Consider the following 22,584-nt stretch of genomic DNA (forward strand, 5'->3'; position numbering starts at 1 on the left):
TCTTGAAACTGATCACATCTGTCACAGCCTCAGATATCAATCTTATAGATTTACATGAAAGAATTCTTTTAAAACTTGCAACTCATAGCGGTCTCGATATTGACTAAGGTTGTCCATTGCTTTTGTCAAATAGTACGATAAATCTTCTTTAACCAAATGATTTAATTGTAGATTTGCATGCCTCTCATTTAGACACTTTTCTTTTACCAGTGCTTTGATAAAATAAACGAGACCACTATCACGCGGATTAGCTAGTTGATTTTGGTAACAGCTTGTCTTTTCAATAAACTCTATCACTTTTCCATAATCTTTTTTGTGAAGGTAAATTAATGTTAAATAAGCATTTAACTGAACCCTTTTCCATAATGAAGTAGTAACTTCAAAATATTCATTTGCCTTGAGAAAATAGGTTTCCGCTTGATCATAATCTTTTTTTGCATACAGTGTAATTCCCATATCAACATAAAAAATAGCCAAGCTCGTCACCAAATTATTTCCTTCACACAAATTGATGGCTTTTTGTTGCAGTTTGATAGACTGCTCATAGTTAGACCGCAAACGCTGGATTTCTGCTAGATAATCATACGCGGCAGCAATATTGCTGTTATACTTTTCGTCAAAACGGTTGGCAATATTAAAAATTGTAATCGATTCTTGGATGTACGATTCTGCTTGATCCAAATCACCGATCATCAGATGATACAAACCTTTCAATCGCAATAAAATACCGATAGATTCGTTGTTATTGGCAGTAATTGCTACATCCATTGCCAAATCGATATAATGTGCCATGTCCGTCGCATTATCAGTTTGAATATAGTAATAAATCATTTGACGATACCCGCGCAATAAATAGGTTGTTAGATGAAAGTCTTTCGCTTTTACGATTACTCGCTGAATGTTTTCAATTCCTCGATTATAGTCCCCGGAATTGATGAAAAAGCGACCTTCTAGATAAAGAAATCTGACGAGCAACAACTGATAAGTACTATCTTCTGCATACTGTCCTTCAATTTCTTTAAGTCTTGCACCTATCTCTTTGAATTTTTCTAATTCATTTGGGGCTTCTCTTCTGACCAATTCACGTGATGCCAAATGTTCTTGATGATAGATTGGAAAGAGTTCATGTTGAATACGTAAAAATAATTGATGATGAGAAAGTTCATAATCTAAGGACTTAAGTTCTTGATGCGCCTGACGATAGTGATACCCGATTGCTGCCAATAATTCGCTATCGTTTTTTGCTTCATTTAACTTTTGCTCTAATAAAACAGCAATTTTTTCATGTATCACACGTAATTTCATATCTGATTGTTGTGCATAAATAAATTGTTTCATCTTATTATGTTTAAAACTAAAGCATACTTCATCGAGATAAATATTCTCATTGATCAATCCTTGCTTGATTAAATTATCGAGCGCTTTATAAACCTCTGCTTTTTGACCATCGACTAACTCAATTAGTACACTCATAAATGCTAATTTCTGAAAGAAAGAAATCAAGTCAATCAATTCCACTTCTACAGGCAATAAGTTTACAAACTGTAGACTAAGCTTATCCTTTATGTTTTGCGTTAATCTTTCCAATGTGTTGCTCTCTTCCAATTGATTTAAGTACTCACTAATGTACAGAGGAACACCTTCTGATTCTCTCATAATAAAATCTATTGTAGATGTTTGGAACGTATGATTAAGCAATTGTTTCTCACAAAAAGCCCTGACCTCAAAATCTTGAAATGGAAGTAATTTCAATGTGATAATTTTTTCATAGCGGCGAACGCTTACGATAAAGTCTTGTATTTCCTTGCGAAAGCTTGATTGCAATGTCATGATAAAAATGATATCCCGATGGGGGTTATGCAGAATTAAACTCGTTAATAGCCTAATACTGGTTCGATCCATCCATTGTAAGTTTTCAATAAAAATGACAACAGGAGTTATTTTCCCCAACTGTTGCAAAGCTTCCGATATGCATTGTGCTAAAAAATTTAACTCAACAGAATCAATGGACCGAAGTACGCGTTGTGCTATTAAATCATTAAAAAATGGAAATTGTTGACTAAATGTTTGTTGCCATTGACTAACTTCAGCTAGCTTTTCTCTTTGCAATAAATGGATGATCTGTTGCAGTAGTTCACGCCATGGACGCAAGCAATGCTCTTGTTCCGTTTTATAACAAGTCACTTTGAATAGCTCATAAGGATATTGAATATTTTCTATGACTAATTGACACAATGAAGACTTTCCCACACCTAAATCTCCAGTAACTAAGACCGATTGAAATGGCTTTTTTTGTTTTAAATTCGCCAAATTCAACTCCAAGCGCTCCACTTCATTGGATCGACCATAAAAGTGATTCGCGTGTTTTTTTTGACTTACTCGCTGTTTTTGATTGGCAATCTGTAATGTTCTTTGATAGAGCTGTTTTGTTTCTTCACTTGGTTCAATTCCTAATTCATCTCTAAGTGTCTCTACCAATTCATAATAGGTTTCAATTGCTTTCCCATTGCGATGATTTTCAATATAAAATTGCATCAATAATTGATAATTGCGCTCATCAAATTCATCAATTGCAATTAATTTTCTGATATTTTTTTCTACATCGGCTACGGCATGAAATGAAATGTCTTCTGCAACCTTTTGATAGCAGCATTCAATAAATTGATGTTCATAGAGATTACGCATCTTAGTCAACCATGCATCAAACAGATCGGAATCTTTCAAATAAAATCCTTTTAAAAATTCATCCCGATAGTCTTCCAGATGAGCATAAGCATCCTTTTCAAAACGATACGTATCACTCTCAATGATTAAATCAGAATTAAACGTCAAAATAGATTTATTCGGTGAAACAATAAATTCCCCTCCCAACGAGCGATTTGCTTGATAAATTGTATTTCGCAAATTCTTCTTGGCACTTTTTTCATCTTTACTAGGCCATAAAATACCTGCTATTTCATCCCGACTAATTTGTTTGTTGATCACCATGTAATACAGCAAAGCATTGATTTTTGAAAAAGAAAAAATTTTTATGTTCCCATCCACTTTTATTGTTGGTGTTCCTAATAATTTAAACGACAATGTATGCTCCATCACTGCTCCTTCTTTCAGTTTTACTAATCTTTATTTTAAAACAACCAACCTAATAAAGATACCGCTTACAACACTGTCCATTATAACCTTCTAAACCTTCTAAACCTTTTATAAGAAAAACTCTCTAACTCTATCACTAGAATTGGAGAGTTCTCTGCAAAAAGATTTCTAACTATGCTGACGTTGCGAGACGACAAGATCTCCAGCCTTATATACATGTGTAACCAAATTAGTCGCAAAAAAATACAATGGAAAATCGATATTCGGTGCATCAAAAATAGTAATATCTGCCGATTTTCCTTTGTCTAGGCTTCCTACGCTCTTTGATCGACAAATAGAATACGCAGCATTAATCGTAACCGCATTAAAGACTTGAATTGGAGTAAGCTTTTGCATAAAGCAACCTAACTGCATAATAAACTGTAAATTTGCTGTTGGACAACTTCCAGGGTTACTATCTGTCGTTAATGTAATTGCCATACCCTTGTCGATCATTTTTCTTGCTGGTGCATACGTGTCTTCCATTAAGCTAAAGGTGGTTCCAGGCAGCAAATTCCCGATAACTTTGGCTTCGCTCAACTTTCTGATTCCTTCGTCAGTTATCATCATTAAGTGTTCAGCACTAACTGCACCTAACTGTGCAGCAATATCTACTCCCCCAATCGATGCAATCTCGTCCGCGTGTATACGTAATTTAAATCCCATTTCTTTTGCGGCTTTTAACAATCGATAAGATTCTTCGGCAGAGAAAACCCCTTCTTCACAAAACACATCACAAAATTCTGCTAGTTTTTCTGCTTTTACTTTTGGGAGCATTTCATCAATGATTAAATCAATAAACTCATTAGAACGTCCCTGATACTCTGCTGGAATCGCATGAGCTCCCATAAAAGTAGAAACAATATCGATTGCATGTTCGTTATTCAATTTTTTTGCAACTTCCAATTGTTTTTTTTCTGTTTCCCAATTCAATCCATAGCCGCTTTTAGCCTCTACTGTTGTCACACCATGCATCAGCATTTTATCCAGCAGATCTGCAGATTTATTATACAGCGTGTCAAATGAAGCTTGTCTAGTCGCATTCATTGTACTTAAAATCCCACCACCATCAGCTAAAATCTCTAAGTAAGGCACACCATTTAATTTCTTGGCAAACTCATGCTCTCGGCTACCACCATATACGAGGTGTGTGTGACAATCAATTAATCCAGGTGTCGCTAGTTTCCCTGTGTAATCAATAATTTCCGTATGTTTATCAACCAAATCATTGTTTGGCTGTCCTTCCCCTACGTGCAAAATCTTTCCATCCTTGATAGCGATATAGCCTCCGTTGATGATTATCGCTTCACTCATCTGCTTTCCTCTCAATGGTGCACCCTGATCAATCGGACAAAAAATTTGACTAAAATTGTTTAAAATTTTTTCTGCTTTCATTATTCTTACTCCTCTACAAATTATTCATATTCTGAGTATAAAAAATCATAGTCTAACAGAAGTCAAACGATGCGTCTCAACCATTTATAAAATTGGAATAAAATTATTTGTGCGGATAGACGTTTCGTTGACACCGCTTATATATACTGAGAATCGTAAGCCGATTAAGAATATTTTATTCATTCACCATTATTATACACTTGAGGAGGAAATATTAATGATTCAATTACAAGACATCGAACAAGCGATGACAGTTAAGTTAGATGACTTTTTACCTGAAAAAACTATTTTTCAAGAAGGCATTCGCCGCGCACCTGATCGCGGATTCCGTTTAACAAAAGACCAGACAGAACTCGCATTAAAAAATGCATTGCGTTACATTCATCCAAAATATCATGAAATCGTGATTCCAGAATTTATAGAAGAGTTAAAGACACGTGGGCGTATTTACGGTTATCGGTGGTATCCTAAGGAAAGAATCTATGGCAAACCAATTGATGCATATAAAGGTAAATGTACTGCCGCAAAAGCAATGCAGGTAATGATTGATAATAACCTTGATTTTGCTGTGGCGCTTTATCCCTACGAACTTGTAACTTATGGAGAAACTGGTCAGGTTTGTTCCAACTGGATGCAGTATCACTTGATTAAAAAATATCTCGAAATCATGACAGAGGAACAAACATTGGTGATTGAATCAGGTCACCCTTTGGGCCTTTTCAAATCAAAAAAAGACGCTCCCCGTGTGATTATCACGAATGGATTATTAGTTGGGGAATACGATAATATTGATGACTGGGAAATTGCCGAAGAAATGGGAGTAACCAATTATGGACAAATGACCGCTGGCGGCTGGATGTACATTGGTCCTCAAGGAATCGTTCATGGCACGTTCAATACCCTTTTGAATGCTGGTCGTTTGAAACTTGGAATTAAAGATGATGGCGATTTAGCTGGAAAACTGTTTGTTTCCTCTGGACTTGGTGGGATGTCTGGCGCTCAGGGTAAGGCTGGAGAAATCGCCAATGCAGTGGCAATTATTGCTGAAGTGGATAAGTCACGAATCGATACAAGATTAGAACAAGGATGGATTTCTAATCTTGCGGAAACTCCAGAAGAAGCAATAAACATTGCTACAAGCTATCTAAATAAAAATGAAAAGACTTCAATTGCCTATCACGGCAATATTGTCGATTTATTGGAATACATTGACCAAAATGATGTACCAGTTGATTTACTATCTGATCAAACCTCTTGTCATAATGTGTACAATGGAGGATACTGCCCTGCTGGCATTACGTTTGAAGAAAGAACAAAACTATTAGCCACAAATAGTGAAAAATTCCATCAGCTAGTGGATGAAACATTGAAACGCCATTACCATGTAATCAAGTCGCTTGTTGCAAAAGGCACCTATTTCTTTGACTATGGTAACTCTTTCATGAAAGCAATCTATGATTCTGGCATTAAAGAAATCTCAAAAAATGGGATTGATGATAAGGATGGCTTCATTTGGCCATCTTATGTTGAAGATATCATGGGACCAATGCTTTTCGATTATGGCTACGGTCCATTTCGTTGGGTGTGCTTAAGCGGTAAACACGAAGACTTGGTCGCAACAGACCATGCTGCAATGGAAGTGATTGATCCGACTCGCCGTTATCAAGACCGAGACAATTACAACTGGATTCGTGATGCAGAAAAAAATCAATTAGTCGTTGGTACACAAGCTCGAATCTTATACCAAGACTGTATGGGGCGAGTGAATATTGCACTTAAATTTAATGAATTGGTTCGAGAAGGTAAAATTGGTCCTGTTATGCTAGGACGTGATCACCATGATGTTTCTGGAACAGATTCTCCATTCCGTGAAACATCAAATATTAAAGATGGAAGTAATGTTTGTGCCGATATGGCTACACAATGCTACGCCGGAAATGCAGCTAGGGGGATGTCTTTGATTGCACTGCATAACGGTGGTGGTGTCGGAATTGGCAAATCAATCAATGGCGGTTTTGGACTTGTACTAGATGGTTCAGAACAAGTGGACGAGATCATCAAGTCAGCGATTGCCTGGGATACGATGGGCGGAGTGGCACGTAGAAGCTGGGCTCGAAATGATCACGCAATTGAAACGTCCATTGAATATAACAAAATGAATCAAGGGACTGATCATATCACTATCCCTTATCTTGCAGAACAAAGCAGCATCGATGCCGCAATCAATGCGCTTTTTGATTAAATCAAACACGGATTATTTTTTCCCAGGAACTGTGATATAAGTACTTTTTAATAAACTAAACATCTGAACTGCATGATACCATTTACGGTGAAGTCGGTCTTCAGCACAATCATAAGAGAAAGACAATTCATCATTATAGAGAACGGATACCTTTTGGCTAGTTTATACTTCTGTCACACTTCCTTTTTTAAGTGATCTACTGAAAGGAAGCGAACCATGTACGCACCAGAAGAAATTGTTGAAATAGCAATCAAAAACGGGGCAAACAAAACAAAAAAAACACTAATAGCAAAATGTTTGTTAGGCTTTATTGGCGGTGCTATGATTTCTTTGGGATATTTAGCTTATATCCGAGTATCCGCCCCCATACCATCAAACTTTTCCGGATTAGGGACATTGTTAGGATCAGCAATTTTTCCTATTGGATTAATCGTCATTTTACTAGCTGGCGGGGAATTAATCACTGGAAACATGATGGCTGTAACAATTGCCTTTTACGATCACCGGATTTCTTATCAGAAGCTTGTAGGCAACTGGGTATTGATTACAATCACAAACATGATTGGAGCAATTTTTGTTGCCTATTTTTTTGGTTACTTTGTTGGACTGACGCATACTGATGTCTTTAGAGAACAGGTCATAAAAATAGCGCAGCACAAGCTAAACACTTCTTTTTCACAAGCCTTCATTTCCGGTATTGGCTGTAACTGGTTTGTTGGACTCGCATTATGGTTATGCTACGGTGCAAAAGATGCGGCAGGAAAGATTCTATCTATCTGGTTTCCAGTCATGATTTTCGTGGCAATTGGATTCCAGCATAGTGTCGCTAACTGCTTTGTTATTCCCGCAGCAATCTTTGAAGGAGAAGCTACTTGGAAAGCGTTTGTTTTAAATTTTATCCCTGTCTATCTAGGAAATATAGTAGGTGGTGCAGTTCTCGTATCTGGATTTTATTATCTTAGTTATTCAGCAAAAAATGCTACTACCAAAGATAACTAGCACAGAATAAAAGAAGATGAACATATGTATCCTCAATACGTATGTTTATCTTCTTTTTAAGACGTATACCTATTCGTTATTTTCCACTATAAAATAGTTCAGCACCTACTTCGCAAATGCATCTTGCCCTCCATACTTATTCTGGTGGATGATCTCACTGATCAAGTACTCGTAGATGGAACGCGGAATCTGTACACCATCTTGCTTTGCTTTCTCAAACTGTAGTTGACTGATCTCGCCTGGATAATAGACCGTTGATTGTCCTTCTACAGGCGGAATTTCATGTAATTCATTTACCATTTGATCCATCTGTTCTTTAAATGCCGAAAGATCCGTAAAGCGTTTGGGATCAATGACTAGAAACATTTGTCCTAGGCGTCTTTTTTCAGTGAGATCGGCATACATAGAAGATACATGTTTCCCGAAAGGCAGTCCTAACAGTGAACCGGCTAAAATATCCACCATCATCATCAAGCCATAGCCCTTGGCGCCAGCGATCGGTAATAATCCTTTAACGTCCGTAGGATCTGTGGTTGGTTGTCCTGTATCGTCCACTGCCCAATTTTCTGGGATCGGCTGATTTTTGGCTCGGGCATCGAGTATTTTGCCCCACGCTTGAACGGTGGTAGCCATATCAAAAACAATGGGTTCATGTCCCGCTCGTGGCGCAGCAAATGCAATTGGGTTCGTGCCAAAGTAATTGCGGGTACCGCCAAAGGGAACTGCCATTGGATCTGATTGACACATCGCTAATGCGATCAACTCTTCTTCTGCCGCTTTTTTGACATAATAAGCCATGGTACCACTATGACTGGTTTGTTCGACACCGACATAGGCAATCCCAGCTTCTTTGGCAAGATGGATCGCAATCTTCATCGCTTCATTACAGACGTATTGTCCCATGCCATTGTCGCCATGAAAAATCCCTGTAGCAGGGCCGGTTTTCTCAAAAGATAATTTAGGCGCCAATGTGATTCCGCCTTTAGCGATCCGTTCGGCATAATAGTCCATGCGTACAGCACCGTGGGAATGGACACCTGTTGCATCTGCAATAGCTAAATGTTTCGCCGTTTCGCTGGCAGCTTCTTGCGGCAACCCAGCAGCAATCAGTTTTTTCTTCATCAATTCTTCCAATTGAGTAATAGAAAGAGTGACTAGTTCTTCCATCGTGAATCCTCCTTTAACAATAAAGGAGAAGTACCTGATAGTGACAACAGCGACTTCTCCTTTCTCTTATTGATTAAATATCTGATAGTCCAATTCATCCGCAGATTTCGCAATGATCATCGCAGAATAAACATCTGAATTGACATTCAAAATCGTTCGCAGCATACCGACAAACCATTCTACACCAGCAAAAATCGCGATACTCTCGATTGGGAGTCCTAATTGAGGGACGACAATCGCCAGTGAAACGAGGCCAGCTCCCGGAACAACTGCATTCGCCAAGGACACGAATGTTGCAGTGACAGCCACTGTAATCATTTGGATCAAATCAAAAGGCATTTGATACATCTGGGCAATCGTCATCACTGTGATCGCCATATGCATCGCAGAACCATTACTATTTAAAGACATTCCTAGTGGTAAGACTAGATTTGTGATACGGCTGCTTAATCCCAGCTTATGTTGGGCTTCTTCCATAGCGACCGGTAATGTGATGGCGGACGAGGTAGTCGCTAATGCCATAATGGTCATATTTTTCATATTTTGGATCAAGCGCCATGGATTCACGCGGCAATAGATCATCAAAGCAACAATCCATAAGGCAAGAAACGTCAGTGTGGCTAACCCATAGATTAGAAGATACTTTCCTAGAGGTAAAATGATCTGTAACCCCAAAGAACTGATCGTTGAAGCAATCAGCGCAAAGATCCCGATGGGCGCTAAAATCATGACATAGCGGATGATCGTCAGCACGACTTCATTCAAGTCAACAATGATTGTTAATAATTGCGACTGCGGATTCTTTTGCAAAAAACGATTTAAAGCAATCCCAAAAAACAGGGCAAAAACGATGATCTGAATAATCGATCCTTTTGACAAGGCATCGAAAATATTGGTAGGAATAAAATTGATCAGCGTCTCCGATGGTGAGATTTCTTGCGCTTGGACAGTGTCAGCAGCCGTTTGTGAAAAATCGATCCCTTTACCAGGGGTAAAGAAAACTGCCATTGCGACACCCCAAGCCGCAGCAAGTAAGGAGGAAATCCCGAAGACCGCGATTGTTTTCCCACCTAACCGTGTCAATTCTTTGGGGGCAATGCCCCCAACAGCCTGAATGATTTGCCCTAAGATCAATACCGGTATTGCCATTTGCATGAGCCGTAGAAAAATATCGCCAACGATTTTTAAGTGAACGCCCGCTTGTGAAAACAGCAATCCAAAAACGATCCCCAACAAAACAGCAATAACGATTTGTGTGACCATTGGTATTTTTTTTATTTTCACCTTGATCCCCTCTTTATTTGCGGAGTATAGTCCCTACCTGTTGATCAAGTACAGCTAAATTTTCAATTGAAGTAATGATCGCTGTCCTTGACGCATCCTCGTTTACAAAGCCGATGGCTGCCTGGATCTTCGGTAACATACTGCCAGCAGCAAAGTGTCCTTCTTCAATATACTGTTCTGCTTGCTCGACAGTGATTTCTTTGAGAGCTTGTTGGTCTGGTTGATTGTAGTTAATGTAGATATTATCAACACCCGTTAAAATAATCAGACGATCTGCTTGGACATTGTCTGCCAAAACCTTGGCTGCAAAATCTTTGTCATTGACTGCTTCCACGCCAACATAGTGCTGATTTTCTTGATAAACAGGTACCCCACCACCTCCAGCACAAATCGTGATTACCCCGGCATCGACTAGGGTCTTGATCACGTCTTTTTCGACGATTTCTTGTGGCATCGGAGAAGGAACCACTTTTCGGTAGCCCCGTCCGGCATCTTCTTGATAGACACCCCCGGTTTTAGCCATCGCTGCTTCCGCTTCTTCTTTATCATAAAAAGGACCAATCGGTTTCGATGGTTTCTGGAAAGAAGGATCGTTTTTATCCACTCTGACTTGTGTGATTAAAGAAATCACGGATTGCGGCACATCCCGTTGGGCAAATTCATTGGTTAGTGCATGTTGCAACCAATAGCCGATACTTCCTTGTGTCATCGCAACACAGGTATCCAATTTCAGCTGTGGATTTTTTTCGCTTTCAGCAGCTTTTTGCTGAAGCAGCAAATTACCGACTTGTGGGCCATTTCCATGACACAAAATCACTTGTTCGCCTTTTTCAACAAAATCAGCAATATATTTGGCTGCTTGAGCAACTACCGCTTTTTGTCCACTATCACTAGGGTCTTTATCCAAAATGGCATTTCCGCCTAGTGCGATCACATTTAAACTCATTTTACTGTCTCCTTCTCATTTTCCTTCGCTAATACGGCAAATATTCCTAATCCGATCAGCAGCAACACACACGATAAGTAAAAACCGACTTGCATTGATCCTAATGAATCTGCTAAAAATCCTGTGACATATGGCGCGAGGATCGAACCAGACATTCCGATGAAGTTGTAGGCACTAAGCGTCGTGCCTAACGCTCCGGCTGGTGCATTTTTCGTTACAAATGTCACCACGATTGGATCAAGAGCAAGCTTGCCCGTCAATCCATACAAAATCAACACGGCGATCAATATCGTGCGGTCTGTAACAAAGGCAATCGCAAAAACTGAAAGTGTCGCAAGGGGTACCAAGAAATACACCAGTTTTTTCGTTGCTCCTGTTTTGTCGTTCAACCGAGCAAAAATCAAGGCACCAGGAATCGAAGCCCATGGGACGAGAGAAGCAATAAATCCAACACTTGCTCCTTCAAATCCACGTTCTGCGATCAAAAATTGTGGTAACCATGTAATGATAACAAAATTTGCATAAATGCTAGTAAAACATAAGATAAAGGCAGCCACTAAATTACGATTAGAAAAAATTTGTTTAAGAGAGATTTTTTCTTTTGGTCCTTCTTCTTTAACCACTTTTTCTTCATCTTCAGGACGGATGACTTTCTCTTTCAATACCGTGTAAAACAAGATACCGAGAATCAATGTTGGGATCGCCATGATAAAGAATGGTTTGCTCCAATGATCGCCATTATCCAAAACAAGTTTACTTGACAATAGATACCCGCCAGAAGTCCCAAAAGCCATTCCGCTGTTGATAATCGCATTCCCAACGGTTCGTTTGTTATCTGGAATCGCTTCTGTTGATAACGCGTATTGAGGCCCATAATACGCACCTTGACCGATACCGGCAACTGCGCGAATGACTAAGAACAAGACAAAACTCGTAGCTAATCCACTGAAATACGTGGTCACGGCCAGCAGTACAAAACCAATGGCAATGACTAGCTTTCGACCGATTTTGTCCCCAACGATCCCAAAAGGAATTTGGGCGATGGCATAGGTCAAGAAGAAGATACTATTTGCTAGACCTAGTTGCGTATTGCTTAAATTGAATTGTTCTCCGATCACACCCATGATTGGATTAAAGATCGTCCTTGTGGCATACATTAAGATCCAACCCACAAAGAAAATGGCAACAACTTTTTTCCAATAATTGTTACTTACTTTTTCAGCTGGTCGCTGGTTGATAGATTCCATGATTTCTCCTCTTTTCTATTCTAAAGTGATTGATTCCAATGCTAGCAGCATGCCAAAACACAAATCAATGCCCGATGAATGGCCGATTTTCATGACATCCTTTACATCTTTTTCGATCAGCTGCTGATCTTGGCTTTTCAAATCAGTCAATAATCGATAGATCAATGAATTGACATAACCTTTGATAGAGGCGGAAATATAGGCTTTACTGACATCAGTAGTAGACAAAGGAACCGCTAGAGCAGTTGCTAACTTCTCCGCTGATTGGTCAAAGGCATAAAACATTGCTTGGTAAGCAACCAATAGATCATCTCCGCTAGGTGTCAATCCCTTCCCTCGGCCAATTAGATAAGCAGTCACTTGCTGCCAATCTGGCTCGGGATGCCGCAACACTTCAAAAATTTCTAAGGCTCGTTTTTCTAAAGGAAGTCCAATTTTTTCTACTAAATTTTGCTGGGTCAGTATTTCTTTTAAGCTGTTTCGCTCCGCTGCAGTGAAGGTAAGGTCCTTCACTTGCAGCGAAACAAAAGCAACATCTGTCAAAGGCAAAACAATCGTTCCTTTGGTACTATAAAATGTCAAACTATGACTACGTATCTTGACTAAATTTCCCGGCTCCACATAAGGCATGATTGCCCGAAACTGTTCTTCAGGTAAATACATCCCAAATCCTGCCAGATAGCTGCGGTAATTATTGATGTTGATCAACTGTTCATTGACTTGAATATTAAATGAACGATCAAATACACTATGGATTTTCCCCATTCCTCCAAATTGCTGGATCGGAGACAGGTAATCACTCGCAATGATTTTTTCAGTCAACGTCGATCCCTAGTTTCTTCGCATAAGCTGTTAGAGCATTTTCAAAACAGCCTAGAGGTGCTCTAACCGTTCCCGCACCAACTTGTCCTACTCCAGCTTCTTTGTGGGCGATTCCAGTATTGATCACTGGTGTGATCCCTGTTTCGACTACTTTTCGAATGTCAATTCCTAAACATGTTCCTTGGAAGTCCCATGTTGGGATCGAAAATGTCGAATTGTGTCCCAGACAAATTTTTGCCATTTCATTCGATGTTTCCAAGGCATCTTCAAAACCGCCGGCACCGACAAAACGCGTCACGCCTGGTGCAGCAACCATGGCCATTGCCCCAACACCGACGGTTTCCGTAATGGCGCTGTCTCCGATATCAGGATTACCGTCTGCTTCAGTAAAGCCGGTAAAGTACAGACCTTTTGGCGTATTGACCGGGGCAATGTGCCATTCGTCCTCTGTTTCTGCGATACGAATCCCAAAATTGACACCGTTACGGGTCATCGTTGTCACCACTGTCCCTTTTGTTTCTGAACGAGCACCGTCAACGATGGCCTTACCGGTAGCCATCATGATATTCAAGAAGAATTGATCAGTATCTGCTAAGAACTTGATAACTTCGTACTTTTGATCTTCCGGAATATCTGTTTGAATGATTAGTGGCGAAATTTCTTTCAAGAAGTTCAATGAGGCCGCAATGTTTCGTTGGTGGAATTCATCCCCCATCGTGATCGAACGCGCGATCAAGACATTCAAATTGATGCCTTCTTCTGTCAACTGCAATGCTTTAGCGATCGTCGGTCCTAAAACATCTTTGATCCAATCCAAGCGATCAATGACTTCTTGGGAATAAGCACCAAAACGTAACACTTTACCGATACCCTCGTTCAAAATACAGTAAGCACGATTTCCTGTCAGACGATTTTCAACCACAAAGACAGGCATGTTTGCAGAAGTGATCCCTCCCATCGGGCCGACAGCTTGTACATGATGACAAGGCATGAAACGAACTTCTCCGCTTTCCAACAATCGGCGTGCTTCTTCTTCATTCGTTGCCCACCGTTCAAATAACGCCGCGCCAATACAAGAACCTTGCATCGGTCCAGTCATTTCTGACCACTCAATTGGAGGTCCAGCATGTAATAACGTTTTTTGCTGCTCATTTAGTTCAGCAATGACTGTTTTAGCAGGTACCACATCGATCAAGAAAGGTTGCGCATTCTTGATTTTGTCTGTCACTTCTTGGTTGTCCGCTGTAATTTGATCCTCAAAATCTTCCAGTGCATCCAGAATGCGAATCATTTTTTTATTGCCGCTCGCTCTAGGACGCCAGTTAAATTGCTCCGTTTGTCCACCATATTGCAAGATTGATTCATTAAAACTTTGTAAGCCGACATTGATGATTCGCGGTTTTGTTGTCAATAATTCCATCACTTGCTCACTAACCGTTGGTACATCAATCGTTGTCCCCGTGTAGTCTTCCACCGCTTTATCTGCTTCTGACATTTCGACACCTTTTAACAAGAGTGCTAATTGAACAGCTTTCGCGTTGCTTTCTGCTACATAAACCCCCGCTGCTTTCAAGCGATCGACTGCATCTTGATAATTTTGCGGATCTTTCGTGGTTCCGCAGACTGTAGCCACGAAGTAAAGATCACCCCCAGCTGTTTTAGCTTTTGTTTGTGCTGCTTCGATGGCAGGTAGCAATGCTCCGACCATATCTTCATGTGCACCGTAACCTAAAACCACATCGAACAAAATAATTCCTGTTTGTTCATCCTCTGCATACTCTTCGATTTTTTGAATCCGTACCTCTGGATCGATCATTGGATGAGGTTTTCCTTGCGTATAAATATCATCGCCTAAATCGATCACATCGTAGCCGTGAGAATGCAAAATATATCCTTCTTGCTTGACTAAACCTTCTAAGTTCAACGCTTCCGAAATCAACATGCCCGCTTCAGCAGCTAGTGTGCCGCCAGAATAAAGGCCTTTAACAACTTTGTCTTTGTCTAAAGTGGATACGTTTGGTTTGTCCAATTTTGTAAAATAATTCCGTTTGACAGCTTCTTCATTTGCTAAATCAACAGCGATTTGTGCAGTTTCTTCCAATGTGTGTGCCAAGTAAACTTTTCCTTCATGGGCTTCAGGTTTTTCTCCTAAGAAAATAGCAACGACTGGCTTGCTGATGCTTTGCAGCAATTGAACGACTTCATCCCGCACTTCTTTTGCAGGTGGCTTCGAGATGACACAAATCACATCGGTTGGTTCATGATTTTCCAGAGCGACGATCGCATCTTTCACAGTGATGGCTCCCACCTTATCACTGAGATCACGTCCACCAGTTCCGATTGCATGTACTACCCCGCCACCTAGACGATCGATGATCGTTGTGACTTCTTGGATCCCTGTCCCTGATGCACCAACTACACCAATATTTCCAGGTGAAACCACATTGGTGAAGGCAATCGGGATACTAGAGATGATCCCTGTTCCGCAATCTGGTCCCATCATTAATAGTCCTTTTTCATGTGCTAATTTCTTTAAGCGAACTTCATCTTCAATAGCTACATTGTCCGTAAAAGAAAAAACATGCAGACCATTCTTCAAAGCCTTTTCCATCTCGGCTGCGCCATATTCTCCCGGAATACTGAACAACGCCACATTGGCATCCGGCAAAGCAGTCAGTGCTTCTTGCCAAGAAGCTGCAGCAGGTTTCTCTTTGTCGTCACCTTTAGCGGAAAGATCAGCTAGAAAGGTATCGATCGCCGGTAAAACTTCCTCCATGATTTGCTCGTCTTCACTGTCGACAACGATCATCATGTCATTCGGGGAAGCAGCTTCTGCTTCAGGCGTCAGCAAGCCAGTGTTATTTAAAATATCTTTGTTTGCATCTGTCCCCATCATGATCTGACTCATTGTCACGCCATCAAGATCATTGATCGTATTCGTCAACAACATGAGATTGATCGAATCTTGATAGTTGTTCTTTAAGATCACTGTGTTTAACATTTGTTCTCCTCCTTTTCTTATATTTTTATTCTAACGCGACTTGTTTGCGTTTTCATTGGATAAAAGTCTAAAAAAATGCTATACTTTTTATCCAAAAGGGGAAAAAGGAGAATCTTATGCAATTAAAAGGATTGATTGAGCTGCCGCTTTTCAAAAATAGCAAGACACTGACTGGCACGATTGGTTTAACAAATCCAGTGGCCTCTGTCATGGTGCTTGAAGCCATCGATATTGAAAAATGGAGTAAGAAAGATCAGTTGATCTTGACTTCATTCTATGCCTTCACGGATCTTTCTATGGATCAGTTGCGTGTTTTTTTTGAAAAGATGCAGCAGATTGGGGTCAGTGGGTTAGTCGTCAAAGTCGATCGCCTGATTCCAATGATTCCTGAATGGATCATTGGTCTTAGTTTTGATTATCAGATCCCATTGATCAAAGTACAGCAAGATGTTAGTTACGAAGCAATCATGTTGGCGGTTTATGAACCGCTTTTGAATCACCAAACACATCTCTTGCGAACCTACTATGAGGTCCGTCAGCGTTTCATGAAGGTTGAACGCAACCATTCGTCCTTTGAGCAGATCATGCAAGAGTTTTATCAGTTGATCGAAAAACCTTGTTCATTACGGATCCCCCATTTGGATGTTCAAGTTGCGATCGGTCAATCCTTTAAGAATTATGTAGTCACAAAGAGTGAACCAATGAAAACCATCGAATTCACAAAAAATCATTATGAATATCTAGAGCTTTTTTCTCATGAGAACAATCAGTATGTCACTGCAATCAAAGTGGATATCATCAACCCATTCAATGACTTATGTACATTGATCGTTTATCAAAAAGATTCTCAGATCCCCGAAGCAAAGGTCATGATTATCGAGAATGTCGTAGACGTTATTTACGAACGGCTGCAAATGGAATATCTTCTAAAAAAAGAGCGCTATAATCGGATGAACAATCTGGCCGAAGCCATTTTGCAAAGTACACCGAATAATTCCGAAGAATTAGCTGCATTGCTGCAAGAGGCACAATTAGATCGTTATGATTACTACCAAGGAATTGCTTTTGCCTCCAATACCTTTAAAGATAAGCAAAGAAAAATAGCTGTCCTGCACAAATTACGGGCATTGAAAACTGCCCATGTGTTTTTTGAGCATCATAATTATTTAGTCGTCCTGTATAATTTTCAGCAGCTAGCCCAAGAAATCAGTAAAAAGAACTTGGAAAAACAATTTGAAGTCTCTCTCTTATCAGAAGAATCTGCTTGCTTAGCAGTCAGCGAAGTCTTCACTAAAGAACATATCAAGGAAATCTTGCCCCAATGTCTCGATGCCATTCGCTTCAACCGCCAGTTCTATCTAGGACCGATCTTAACTTACAGTGATTTAGGAATCTTTAGCTCCTTTATCAAAGAAAATCAGCTGGAACGACTGCAGCAAAGCATTCCCCCAAAGTTGTACCAAATGTCAGAAGAAGACGAGGAATTATTCACTACTTTCTATACTTTTTTTATCAGCAACCGCAATTACAAGAAAACTGCCGAGGCTCTTTTTCTGCATTCGAAAACGATTCGCTATCGTCTCAACAAAATCGAGCAGTTGCTGGAGATTGATTTGACAAATCCTATCCAATTGGTCAATTATGAAATCGGTACGTATTTATTAGAATTGAAGAAAAGGAGTCGTTTATAAATGAAAACAGACTTTTTATTATCTACCGGTGCCTCAGTTAGTCTTTATCCTGCTGATTCCATTGAGCAAGAGAGCTATCTGATTTACTTGCATGGCGGTGGATTCGTTTACGGCAGTCGGCAGGATATTCCCAAACCATTGATCGAATTGTTTCATGAACACAACTATACGATCCTATCTATGGACTATTTGTTGGCACCAAACAGTTCACTTTCTGAAATTATTGCCGCTACCTGGGAGAATTTCTTGGAATTAAAAGCGAAAGTAATCAAGGAGCACCCTTATCGAATCTGCGGTCGTTCAGCGGGAGGGTATTTGATGATGGCATTGACGAAAAAAATTTTTGCTGAAAAACTGCCAATGCCCGAAAGCCTAATTAACTTTTATGGCTATACAGACTTAGCTTTCATTGAAACTTCTCGTCAGACGACTCAACCACCATTGTCTGAGTCCCTTCTGCCAAAAATCGAGTTAACAGAGAAAGTATGGGATGATCCCCAGTTTCAGCGTTATCTCTTTTATATTTATGCACTTCAGCAACAAAAATTGACTGAGGTATATGGCATTTCCTCCAATCAGTTGACGGATTATGCGCTCCCAGCGGAAGAGCTACAACTCTTTCCTCCTGTTTTTAGTACAGCCAGCAGTACCGATGAAGAAGTCCCATTTCGCTATAGTAAGGCATTAAAGAAAATTCCAGATAGTAAATTTATAGCTGTTTATGACCTGCCGCATGACTTCCTGAAAGAAACAGATGATGACCAAGTCCAAATGGTTTTTTCCCGTTTAAATACCTGGTTAAATGACCACTGACAAAAAAACTAAAACAAAATCATTTTTGACAGGCAGCAGAGTGTTATAAAAAGAACCCTCTGCTGCCTTTGATCAATTTTTCTTCTCTTTCAACTTGAAAATCAGCAAATAATGCTTACTTACACCAAGATTGCTGGTTACATGCTATACTAAAAATGATTATTTGAAAGAAAGAAGGATGAATTTAATGGAATTTGTGGGTATCTTATGCCTAATCCTCCTCACAACAACTCTTTTCTCTCATATAGCAAGACGGATTGGCGTCCCTGCTGTAATTGGGCAATTGTTGGCTGGTGTTTTATTAGGAGGTGCAGGACTTAATTGGGTACATCCAGACATTTTAGTACACGATTTTTCTGAGATCGGTGTTATTTTGCTAATGTTTTTAGCTGGTTTAGAAAGTGATATTTCTTTACTGAAACGCTATTTTCGCCCTGGAATGTTTGTAGCGATCTTGGGGATCCTCTTCCCGATGTTATTCGGCTATCTCACAGGTATCGGATTTCAAAGCAGCGGAACGGAAGCCTTCTTTTTTGGTATTGTTCTAGCAGCAACTTCTGTCAGTATCTCTGTCGAGGTACTCAAAGAACTAAATGTTGTTAATACCAAAGAGGGTTCGACGATTCTAGGCGCCTCAGTTGTCGACGATATTTTGGTCGTTTTGGTATTGAGCCTCAGCCTTTCCTTTTTGGGAGGTTCTGGTACGCAAAGCACCCCTTTGCCTGTCACACTATTTGTAGAACTTATTTATTTTGTTTTGATCTTCTTACTTGTTAAATGGATTGCGCCGTTCTTACTTTCTTTAGCAGAAAAGCTCTTTGCCAATGCCTCAGTCATCATCATGTCTCTGATCATCTGTTTAGGTATGGCTTATCTTGCTGACTTAGTCGGCTTGAGCTCTGTGATTGGTGCTTTCTTTGCCGGGATCGCTGTTAGCCAAACAAAAGTCAAAGAAGAAGTGGAACACAGTGTAGAAGCATTGGGATATGCCGTGTTTATTCCAGTATTCTTTGTTAGTGTCGGCTTAGAAGTAGACTTTTCTTTGTTGAATGAGCAATTACTCTTTATCTTAGCCTTTACGGTAGTAGCTATTTTGACTAAACTTGTCGGAGGTTTTGCTGGCGGAAAAATCGCTCAGTTCTCCAACAATAGTGCTTGGATGGTTGGTGCAGGGATGATATCTCGCGGCGAAATGGCTCTGATCATTTTACAAATCGGACAACAAAATAACTTGATCACACCTGCTCTTTATTCACCCTTAGTAATTGTGGTTTTATTGAGCACACTGATCTCCCCACTGATTTTGAAATATTTTACAAAAAAAATCTATTGATGCATCGTAAAAGGCAAAACACCTTCTCAATTCAGTTGAGAAGGTGTTTTATTGTATTTAAAGCAAAAAAACATTACAATAAAGCTATATAGGATCAAAAGGCCGACAACACACCGTGAAAGGGCGTATTCTCATGAAAATCATCAAGAACTCCATTGAAAATCACCAAAAGAAAAAAGAGCAAAAAAAACTGATTTTAAGAAAAAAGAACTTTGAATTACGTGAAAGAGGAAAAGATCCTCATAAAGGGTGGCACCCCATGGTCGATACCGGATCCGGCGGTGCAAATGGTGCACTCGTTAAAATCAATAGAGGCACCATCGATATTACCGGAAACAATGACGAAACATTCAACTATTTTTTAGAAGAACAAAGACGAGTTGTTGATCATTCAAAAAGGCAGAACTAACTCTTGTTTAGAATGACTGGCAAGAGCACTTTTCAACTGCTTCTACGATAAATACTATTCAATCCAGACGGTCTCAATCAGTAAATATAATAGTCATCGCTTCCTGCTTGATAGATCTCGATCACTAATTTATGAGGCAAACAGATACTGGTTTGTCCATTTTGAGAGATCCAGCCCGTTTTAACAGCAATCTGATCTGGACTATTGTCTTCTTTCACGCGAATGTTCCCGTTATTTATTTCGATAATATTATATTGTTTTCTAGACGGAACATACGTTTTTGTCAATGATTCTATTTTTTCGAGGTTGAATCGATCAACCTCCTGCCCGTTGATTCGAACAATGGCGTAACGATCACCTGTATGTTCCGTAGCTTGGGCAGAGAAAAAGACTGGCAGAAAAGATCCTACAATCAATGCAGCAAAGAGGAGGTAATCAAAGGGTTTTAATAAACGAATAAAAGAATCTAGCAGCCTCATTCGTATCACCTCTTTCTTTTTTTACTGTTTTTTCTTTAAAACAGCTAGTCGTCTAGTTATGTCCTTTGCTGATTTCAATAATTGAATAAAAAGGCATTGGCAAAAATCACCTGATTTTGCCAATGCCTTTTTATTGAATACAATTAAAATCATAAATGATTGGTTGTGCTCATTATGCGTTTCAATGGATGCTTCCTGTTTTTGCATCATTGTCAGCTGTGGCTACTTAAATCGTTTCTTTTTTAATGGTTTCAATCATTTGATCGATTGCTTGTTTGATTTCATCTTCTGTATCGGGTAATTTGCTTGGTACCCCATCATGCTTACCACTGTCGACTTCTCCGGAAAAACTTACTTCATCCCCTGAAACATTGATTTGGTCTTGATACCCTTTTACAGCGATATAGGCTTTGGCAAGCACCTCAGTTTCTTTCACATCTTCAATTTTTTTCATTGTACTTCCCCTCCTGAATCTTATTGTAGCAACTTCTATTTAAAAACCAAATTGATTTGCTTTGTTTTTCCCAGTTTTAATATCTCCAAAAGAAAAACGAAAGTAGGAAGGGCTATTTTTCGGATGGAAAACAACACCGTTTTTTTGTTAAAGTATTTGCATATCTTCTATTGAAAAAAGCTTTTTTCAATTGATCTTTCTATTCGATAGTTGGTTCTGATAATCTACGGTCTTCAAAATAAGCCGATAAATCAATCAATTCATCCTCTGTAAACTGATTCATTTCTACTTCACCTAAAATCCTTTCTTGCAGTGTTCGATCCATTTCCCAGAAATGGTCGATCTTTTTGAAATGGTCAGCCGAAAACCTGGCAAATACTGGATAAAGAATCAAGAAGTCAGTGTATGTCAGGTCCATGGACTCTGTATAATCCTTTACGTAACCTGAATCTAATGCTTCTTTGGTTGGTTCACCCTTTGGCCCAATCAATCCTTTGTGATATAACAGCTGAAAAATTTCTGCTTTAGTGACTGTCGGATCAACTTTCTTTTTGTAGCAATAAGCCTCTTCAACCAATGATGGATATTGGATCATCATTATTCTCTACTTCCTTTCAGTCATTTGCTTTCGTTATGATCAGTTTCTTCAAAAGATATTCCTTTAATGACACATGGTGACTTCGTGTATAATTCCCACTGGTACTGTCAAAATGGATGGCTGGCTTCTTCAATTGTTGATTTCTCCGCCGCCGGTTTTTCTTTGCCTTTGAAGTTTTTCTAGCTGGTACTGCCATTTTTTAATCCTTTCTTGGAAAAATAGTTTCGTTAGCTAATTTTTTTCTTGTTCCGCTTGTATTCATGGATAATTTTTAGCGCACGCTTGCGAGTCTTGATATTTGGACTTTTCAAGCGGCGATAAGCACTTGCCAGATCTGTTTTTTCCAATCATTTTTCCTCCTTTATCGTCCTACTTCTCTCTTTAAGATTCATCTGTATTCTTTACTCACTTCTTTATTTCACGAAAAATTGCTTTTCGCCGTAGTTTTGGTGAATATTTTTTTAATTCCAATCGATAGGGTGTGTTGCGCTGATTTTTGCTAGTCAGATAGAGTCGTTCTCCGGTTTCTACACATTCCAATATAATATTATTTTGCATCCTCAAACTCCTTC

At 39.5% G+C, this 22,584-nt stretch carries 20 protein-coding genes; 6 read left to right on the forward strand and 14 right to left on the reverse strand.

The features are described from left to right. Positions 1 to 42: 42 nt before the first annotated feature. The gene (locus EGX73_RS01355; RefSeq protein ID WP_123866655.1) at positions 43 to 3,093 is read right to left on the reverse strand and encodes an AAA family ATPase; all 3,051 of its coding nucleotides are present in this window, start codon (positions 3,091 to 3,093) and stop codon (positions 43 to 45) included. A 168-nt stretch (positions 3,094 to 3,261) separates the two neighbouring features. Then, positions 3,262 to 4,527, reverse strand: a complete 1,266-nt coding sequence (gene hutI / locus EGX73_RS01360; RefSeq protein ID WP_003125720.1) for an imidazolonepropionase — start codon at positions 4,525 to 4,527, stop codon at positions 3,262 to 3,264. Between the two features lie 217 nt (positions 4,528 to 4,744). On the opposite strand from hutI, the gene EGX73_RS01365 reads away from it, so the two are divergent. Next, positions 4,745 to 6,769, forward strand: a complete 2,025-nt coding sequence (locus EGX73_RS01365; protein ID WP_003125719.1) for a urocanate hydratase — start codon at positions 4,745 to 4,747, stop codon at positions 6,767 to 6,769. Positions 6,770 to 6,985: 216 nt separating this feature from the next. Beyond that, a complete protein-coding gene (locus tag EGX73_RS01370) occupies positions 6,986 to 7,768 on the forward strand; it encodes a formate/nitrite transporter family protein (protein WP_003125717.1) in 783 nt (260 codons plus the stop codon). A gap of 105 nt (positions 7,769 to 7,873) precedes the next feature. Here the strand turns inward: EGX73_RS01370 and allD are convergent, their stop codons facing one another. The 6 genes from allD to fdrA all read right to left on the reverse strand — a co-directional run bounded on the left by allD (position 7,874) and on the right by fdrA (position 16,235). Beyond that, the gene (allD, locus tag EGX73_RS01375) at positions 7,874 to 8,935 is read right to left on the reverse strand and encodes an ureidoglycolate dehydrogenase (protein ID WP_086269041.1); all 1,062 of its coding nucleotides are present in this window, start codon (positions 8,933 to 8,935) and stop codon (positions 7,874 to 7,876) included. Positions 8,936 to 9,001: 66 nt separating this feature from the next. Next, positions 9,002 to 10,219 (reverse strand): dicarboxylate/amino acid:cation symporter, encoded by a 1,218-nt coding sequence (locus EGX73_RS01380; RefSeq protein ID WP_003125715.1) that lies wholly within the window; start codon positions 10,217 to 10,219, stop codon positions 9,002 to 9,004. Positions 10,220 to 10,232: 13 nt separating this feature from the next. Further along, positions 10,233 to 11,165, reverse strand: a complete 933-nt coding sequence (gene arcC, locus EGX73_RS01385) for a carbamate kinase (RefSeq protein WP_003125714.1) — start codon at positions 11,163 to 11,165, stop codon at positions 10,233 to 10,235. Beyond that, positions 11,162 to 12,412 (reverse strand): MFS transporter, encoded by a 1,251-nt coding sequence (locus EGX73_RS01390; RefSeq protein WP_003125713.1) that lies wholly within the window; start codon positions 12,410 to 12,412, stop codon positions 11,162 to 11,164. The genes arcC and EGX73_RS01390 overlap by 4 nt, the downstream gene beginning before the upstream one ends. A gap of 15 nt (positions 12,413 to 12,427) precedes the next feature. Next, on the reverse strand, positions 12,428 to 13,234 hold the full coding sequence (locus EGX73_RS01395) for a DUF2877 domain-containing protein (RefSeq protein ID WP_123866656.1): 807 nt from the start codon (positions 13,232 to 13,234) through the stop codon (positions 12,428 to 12,430). Beyond that, positions 13,227 to 16,235, reverse strand: a complete 3,009-nt coding sequence (fdrA, locus tag EGX73_RS01400) for a DUF1116 domain-containing protein (protein WP_034706799.1) — start codon at positions 16,233 to 16,235, stop codon at positions 13,227 to 13,229. Before fdrA ends, EGX73_RS01395 begins: the two co-directional genes overlap by 8 nt. Positions 16,236 to 16,351: 116 nt before the next feature. On the opposite strand from fdrA, the gene EGX73_RS01405 reads away from it, so the two are divergent. The 4 genes from EGX73_RS01405 to EGX73_RS01420 all read left to right on the forward strand — a co-directional run bounded on the left by EGX73_RS01405 (position 16,352) and on the right by EGX73_RS01420 (position 20,481). Beyond that, positions 16,352 to 17,926, forward strand: coding sequence for a PucR family transcriptional regulator (locus EGX73_RS01405; RefSeq protein ID WP_123866657.1), 1,575 nt, complete (start codon positions 16,352 to 16,354; stop codon positions 17,924 to 17,926). Then, positions 17,927 to 18,739 (forward strand): alpha/beta hydrolase, encoded by an 813-nt coding sequence (locus EGX73_RS01410; RefSeq protein WP_003125709.1) that lies wholly within the window; start codon positions 17,927 to 17,929, stop codon positions 18,737 to 18,739. A gap of 187 nt (positions 18,740 to 18,926) precedes the next feature. Next, positions 18,927 to 20,072 (forward strand): cation:proton antiporter, encoded by a 1,146-nt coding sequence (locus EGX73_RS01415; RefSeq protein WP_005470619.1) that lies wholly within the window; start codon positions 18,927 to 18,929, stop codon positions 20,070 to 20,072. A gap of 133 nt (positions 20,073 to 20,205) precedes the next feature. After that, positions 20,206 to 20,481: a hypothetical protein gene (locus tag EGX73_RS01420; protein WP_005470617.1), complete on the forward strand. Its 276-nt coding sequence runs from the start codon at positions 20,206 to 20,208 to the stop codon at positions 20,479 to 20,481. Positions 20,482 to 20,558: 77 nt separating this feature from the next. Here the strand turns inward: EGX73_RS01420 and EGX73_RS01425 are convergent, their stop codons facing one another. From EGX73_RS01425 to rpmG, 6 genes are all read right to left on the reverse strand, one after another. Next, positions 20,559 to 20,960 carry a NusG domain II-containing protein gene (locus EGX73_RS01425; RefSeq protein WP_005470615.1) on the reverse strand — a complete coding sequence of 134 codons (402 nt, stop codon included), beginning with the start codon at positions 20,958 to 20,960 and terminating at the stop codon, positions 20,559 to 20,561. Between the two features lie 226 nt (positions 20,961 to 21,186). Continuing rightward, entirely contained in the window at positions 21,187 to 21,414 is a 228-nt protein-coding gene (locus EGX73_RS01430; RefSeq protein ID WP_003125702.1) for a hypothetical protein, read from the reverse strand. Positions 21,415 to 21,613: 199 nt separating this feature from the next. Next, a complete protein-coding gene (locus EGX73_RS01435; RefSeq protein WP_005470614.1) occupies positions 21,614 to 22,012 on the reverse strand; it encodes a hypothetical protein in 399 nt (132 codons plus the stop codon). 16 nt (positions 22,013 to 22,028) lie between these two features. Continuing rightward, positions 22,029 to 22,208, reverse strand: coding sequence for a 50S ribosomal protein L32 (gene rpmF, locus EGX73_RS01440; RefSeq protein WP_086269035.1), 180 nt, complete (start codon positions 22,206 to 22,208; stop codon positions 22,029 to 22,031). A gap of 31 nt (positions 22,209 to 22,239) precedes the next feature. Next, positions 22,240 to 22,359, reverse strand: a complete 120-nt coding sequence (locus EGX73_RS01445; protein WP_021150266.1) for a putative metal homeostasis protein — start codon at positions 22,357 to 22,359, stop codon at positions 22,240 to 22,242. 58 nt (positions 22,360 to 22,417) lie between these two features. Beyond that, positions 22,418 to 22,570: a 50S ribosomal protein L33 gene (rpmG, locus tag EGX73_RS01450; RefSeq protein WP_003125699.1), complete on the reverse strand. Its 153-nt coding sequence runs from the start codon at positions 22,568 to 22,570 to the stop codon at positions 22,418 to 22,420. Positions 22,571 to 22,584: the final 14 nt, after the last annotated feature.

The sequence above is a fragment of the Enterococcus sp. FDAARGOS_553 genome, from assembly GCF_003812305.1.
GTDB lineage: Bacteria > Bacillota > Bacilli > Lactobacillales > Enterococcaceae > Enterococcus_D > Enterococcus_D gallinarum.

What these genes read in the sequence shown, in the direction of transcription:
- EGX73_RS01355 (WP_123866655.1), bottom strand. Translation starts at nt 3,093, where the DNA reads ATGGAGCATACATTGTCGTTTAAATTATTAGGAACACCAACAATAAAA.
- hutI (WP_003125720.1), bottom strand. Translation starts at nt 4,527, where the DNA reads ATGAAAGCAGAAAAAATTTTAAACAATTTTAGTCAAATTTTTTGTCCG.
- EGX73_RS01365 (WP_003125719.1), top strand. Translation starts at nt 4,745, where the DNA reads ATGATTCAATTACAAGACATCGAACAAGCGATGACAGTTAAGTTAGAT.
- EGX73_RS01370 (WP_003125717.1), top strand. Translation starts at nt 6,986, where the DNA reads ATGTACGCACCAGAAGAAATTGTTGAAATAGCAATCAAAAACGGGGCA.
- allD (WP_086269041.1), bottom strand. Translation starts at nt 8,935, where the DNA reads ATGGAAGAACTAGTCACTCTTTCTATTACTCAATTGGAAGAATTGATG.
- arcC (WP_003125714.1), bottom strand. Translation starts at nt 11,165, where the DNA reads ATGAGTTTAAATGTGATCGCACTAGGCGGAAATGCCATTTTGGATAAA.
- EGX73_RS01390 (WP_003125713.1), bottom strand. Translation starts at nt 12,412, where the DNA reads ATGGAATCTATCAACCAGCGACCAGCTGAAAAAGTAAGTAACAATTAT.
- fdrA (WP_034706799.1), bottom strand. Translation starts at nt 16,235, where the DNA reads ATGTTAAACACAGTGATCTTAAAGAACAACTATCAAGATTCGATCAAT.
- EGX73_RS01405 (WP_123866657.1), top strand. Translation starts at nt 16,352, where the DNA reads ATGCAATTAAAAGGATTGATTGAGCTGCCGCTTTTCAAAAATAGCAAG.
- EGX73_RS01410 (WP_003125709.1), top strand. Translation starts at nt 17,927, where the DNA reads ATGAAAACAGACTTTTTATTATCTACCGGTGCCTCAGTTAGTCTTTAT.
- EGX73_RS01415 (WP_005470619.1), top strand. Translation starts at nt 18,927, where the DNA reads ATGGAATTTGTGGGTATCTTATGCCTAATCCTCCTCACAACAACTCTT.
- EGX73_RS01420 (WP_005470617.1), top strand. Translation starts at nt 20,206, where the DNA reads ATGAAAATCATCAAGAACTCCATTGAAAATCACCAAAAGAAAAAAGAG.
- EGX73_RS01425 (WP_005470615.1), bottom strand. Translation starts at nt 20,960, where the DNA reads ATGAGGCTGCTAGATTCTTTTATTCGTTTATTAAAACCCTTTGATTAC.
- EGX73_RS01430 (WP_003125702.1), bottom strand. Translation starts at nt 21,414, where the DNA reads ATGAAAAAAATTGAAGATGTGAAAGAAACTGAGGTGCTTGCCAAAGCC.
- EGX73_RS01435 (WP_005470614.1), bottom strand. Translation starts at nt 22,012, where the DNA reads ATGATGATCCAATATCCATCATTGGTTGAAGAGGCTTATTGCTACAAA.
- rpmF (WP_086269035.1), bottom strand. Translation starts at nt 22,208, where the DNA reads ATGGCAGTACCAGCTAGAAAAACTTCAAAGGCAAAGAAAAACCGGCGG.
- rpmG (WP_003125699.1), bottom strand. Translation starts at nt 22,570, where the DNA reads ATGCAAAATAATATTATATTGGAATGTGTAGAAACCGGAGAACGACTC.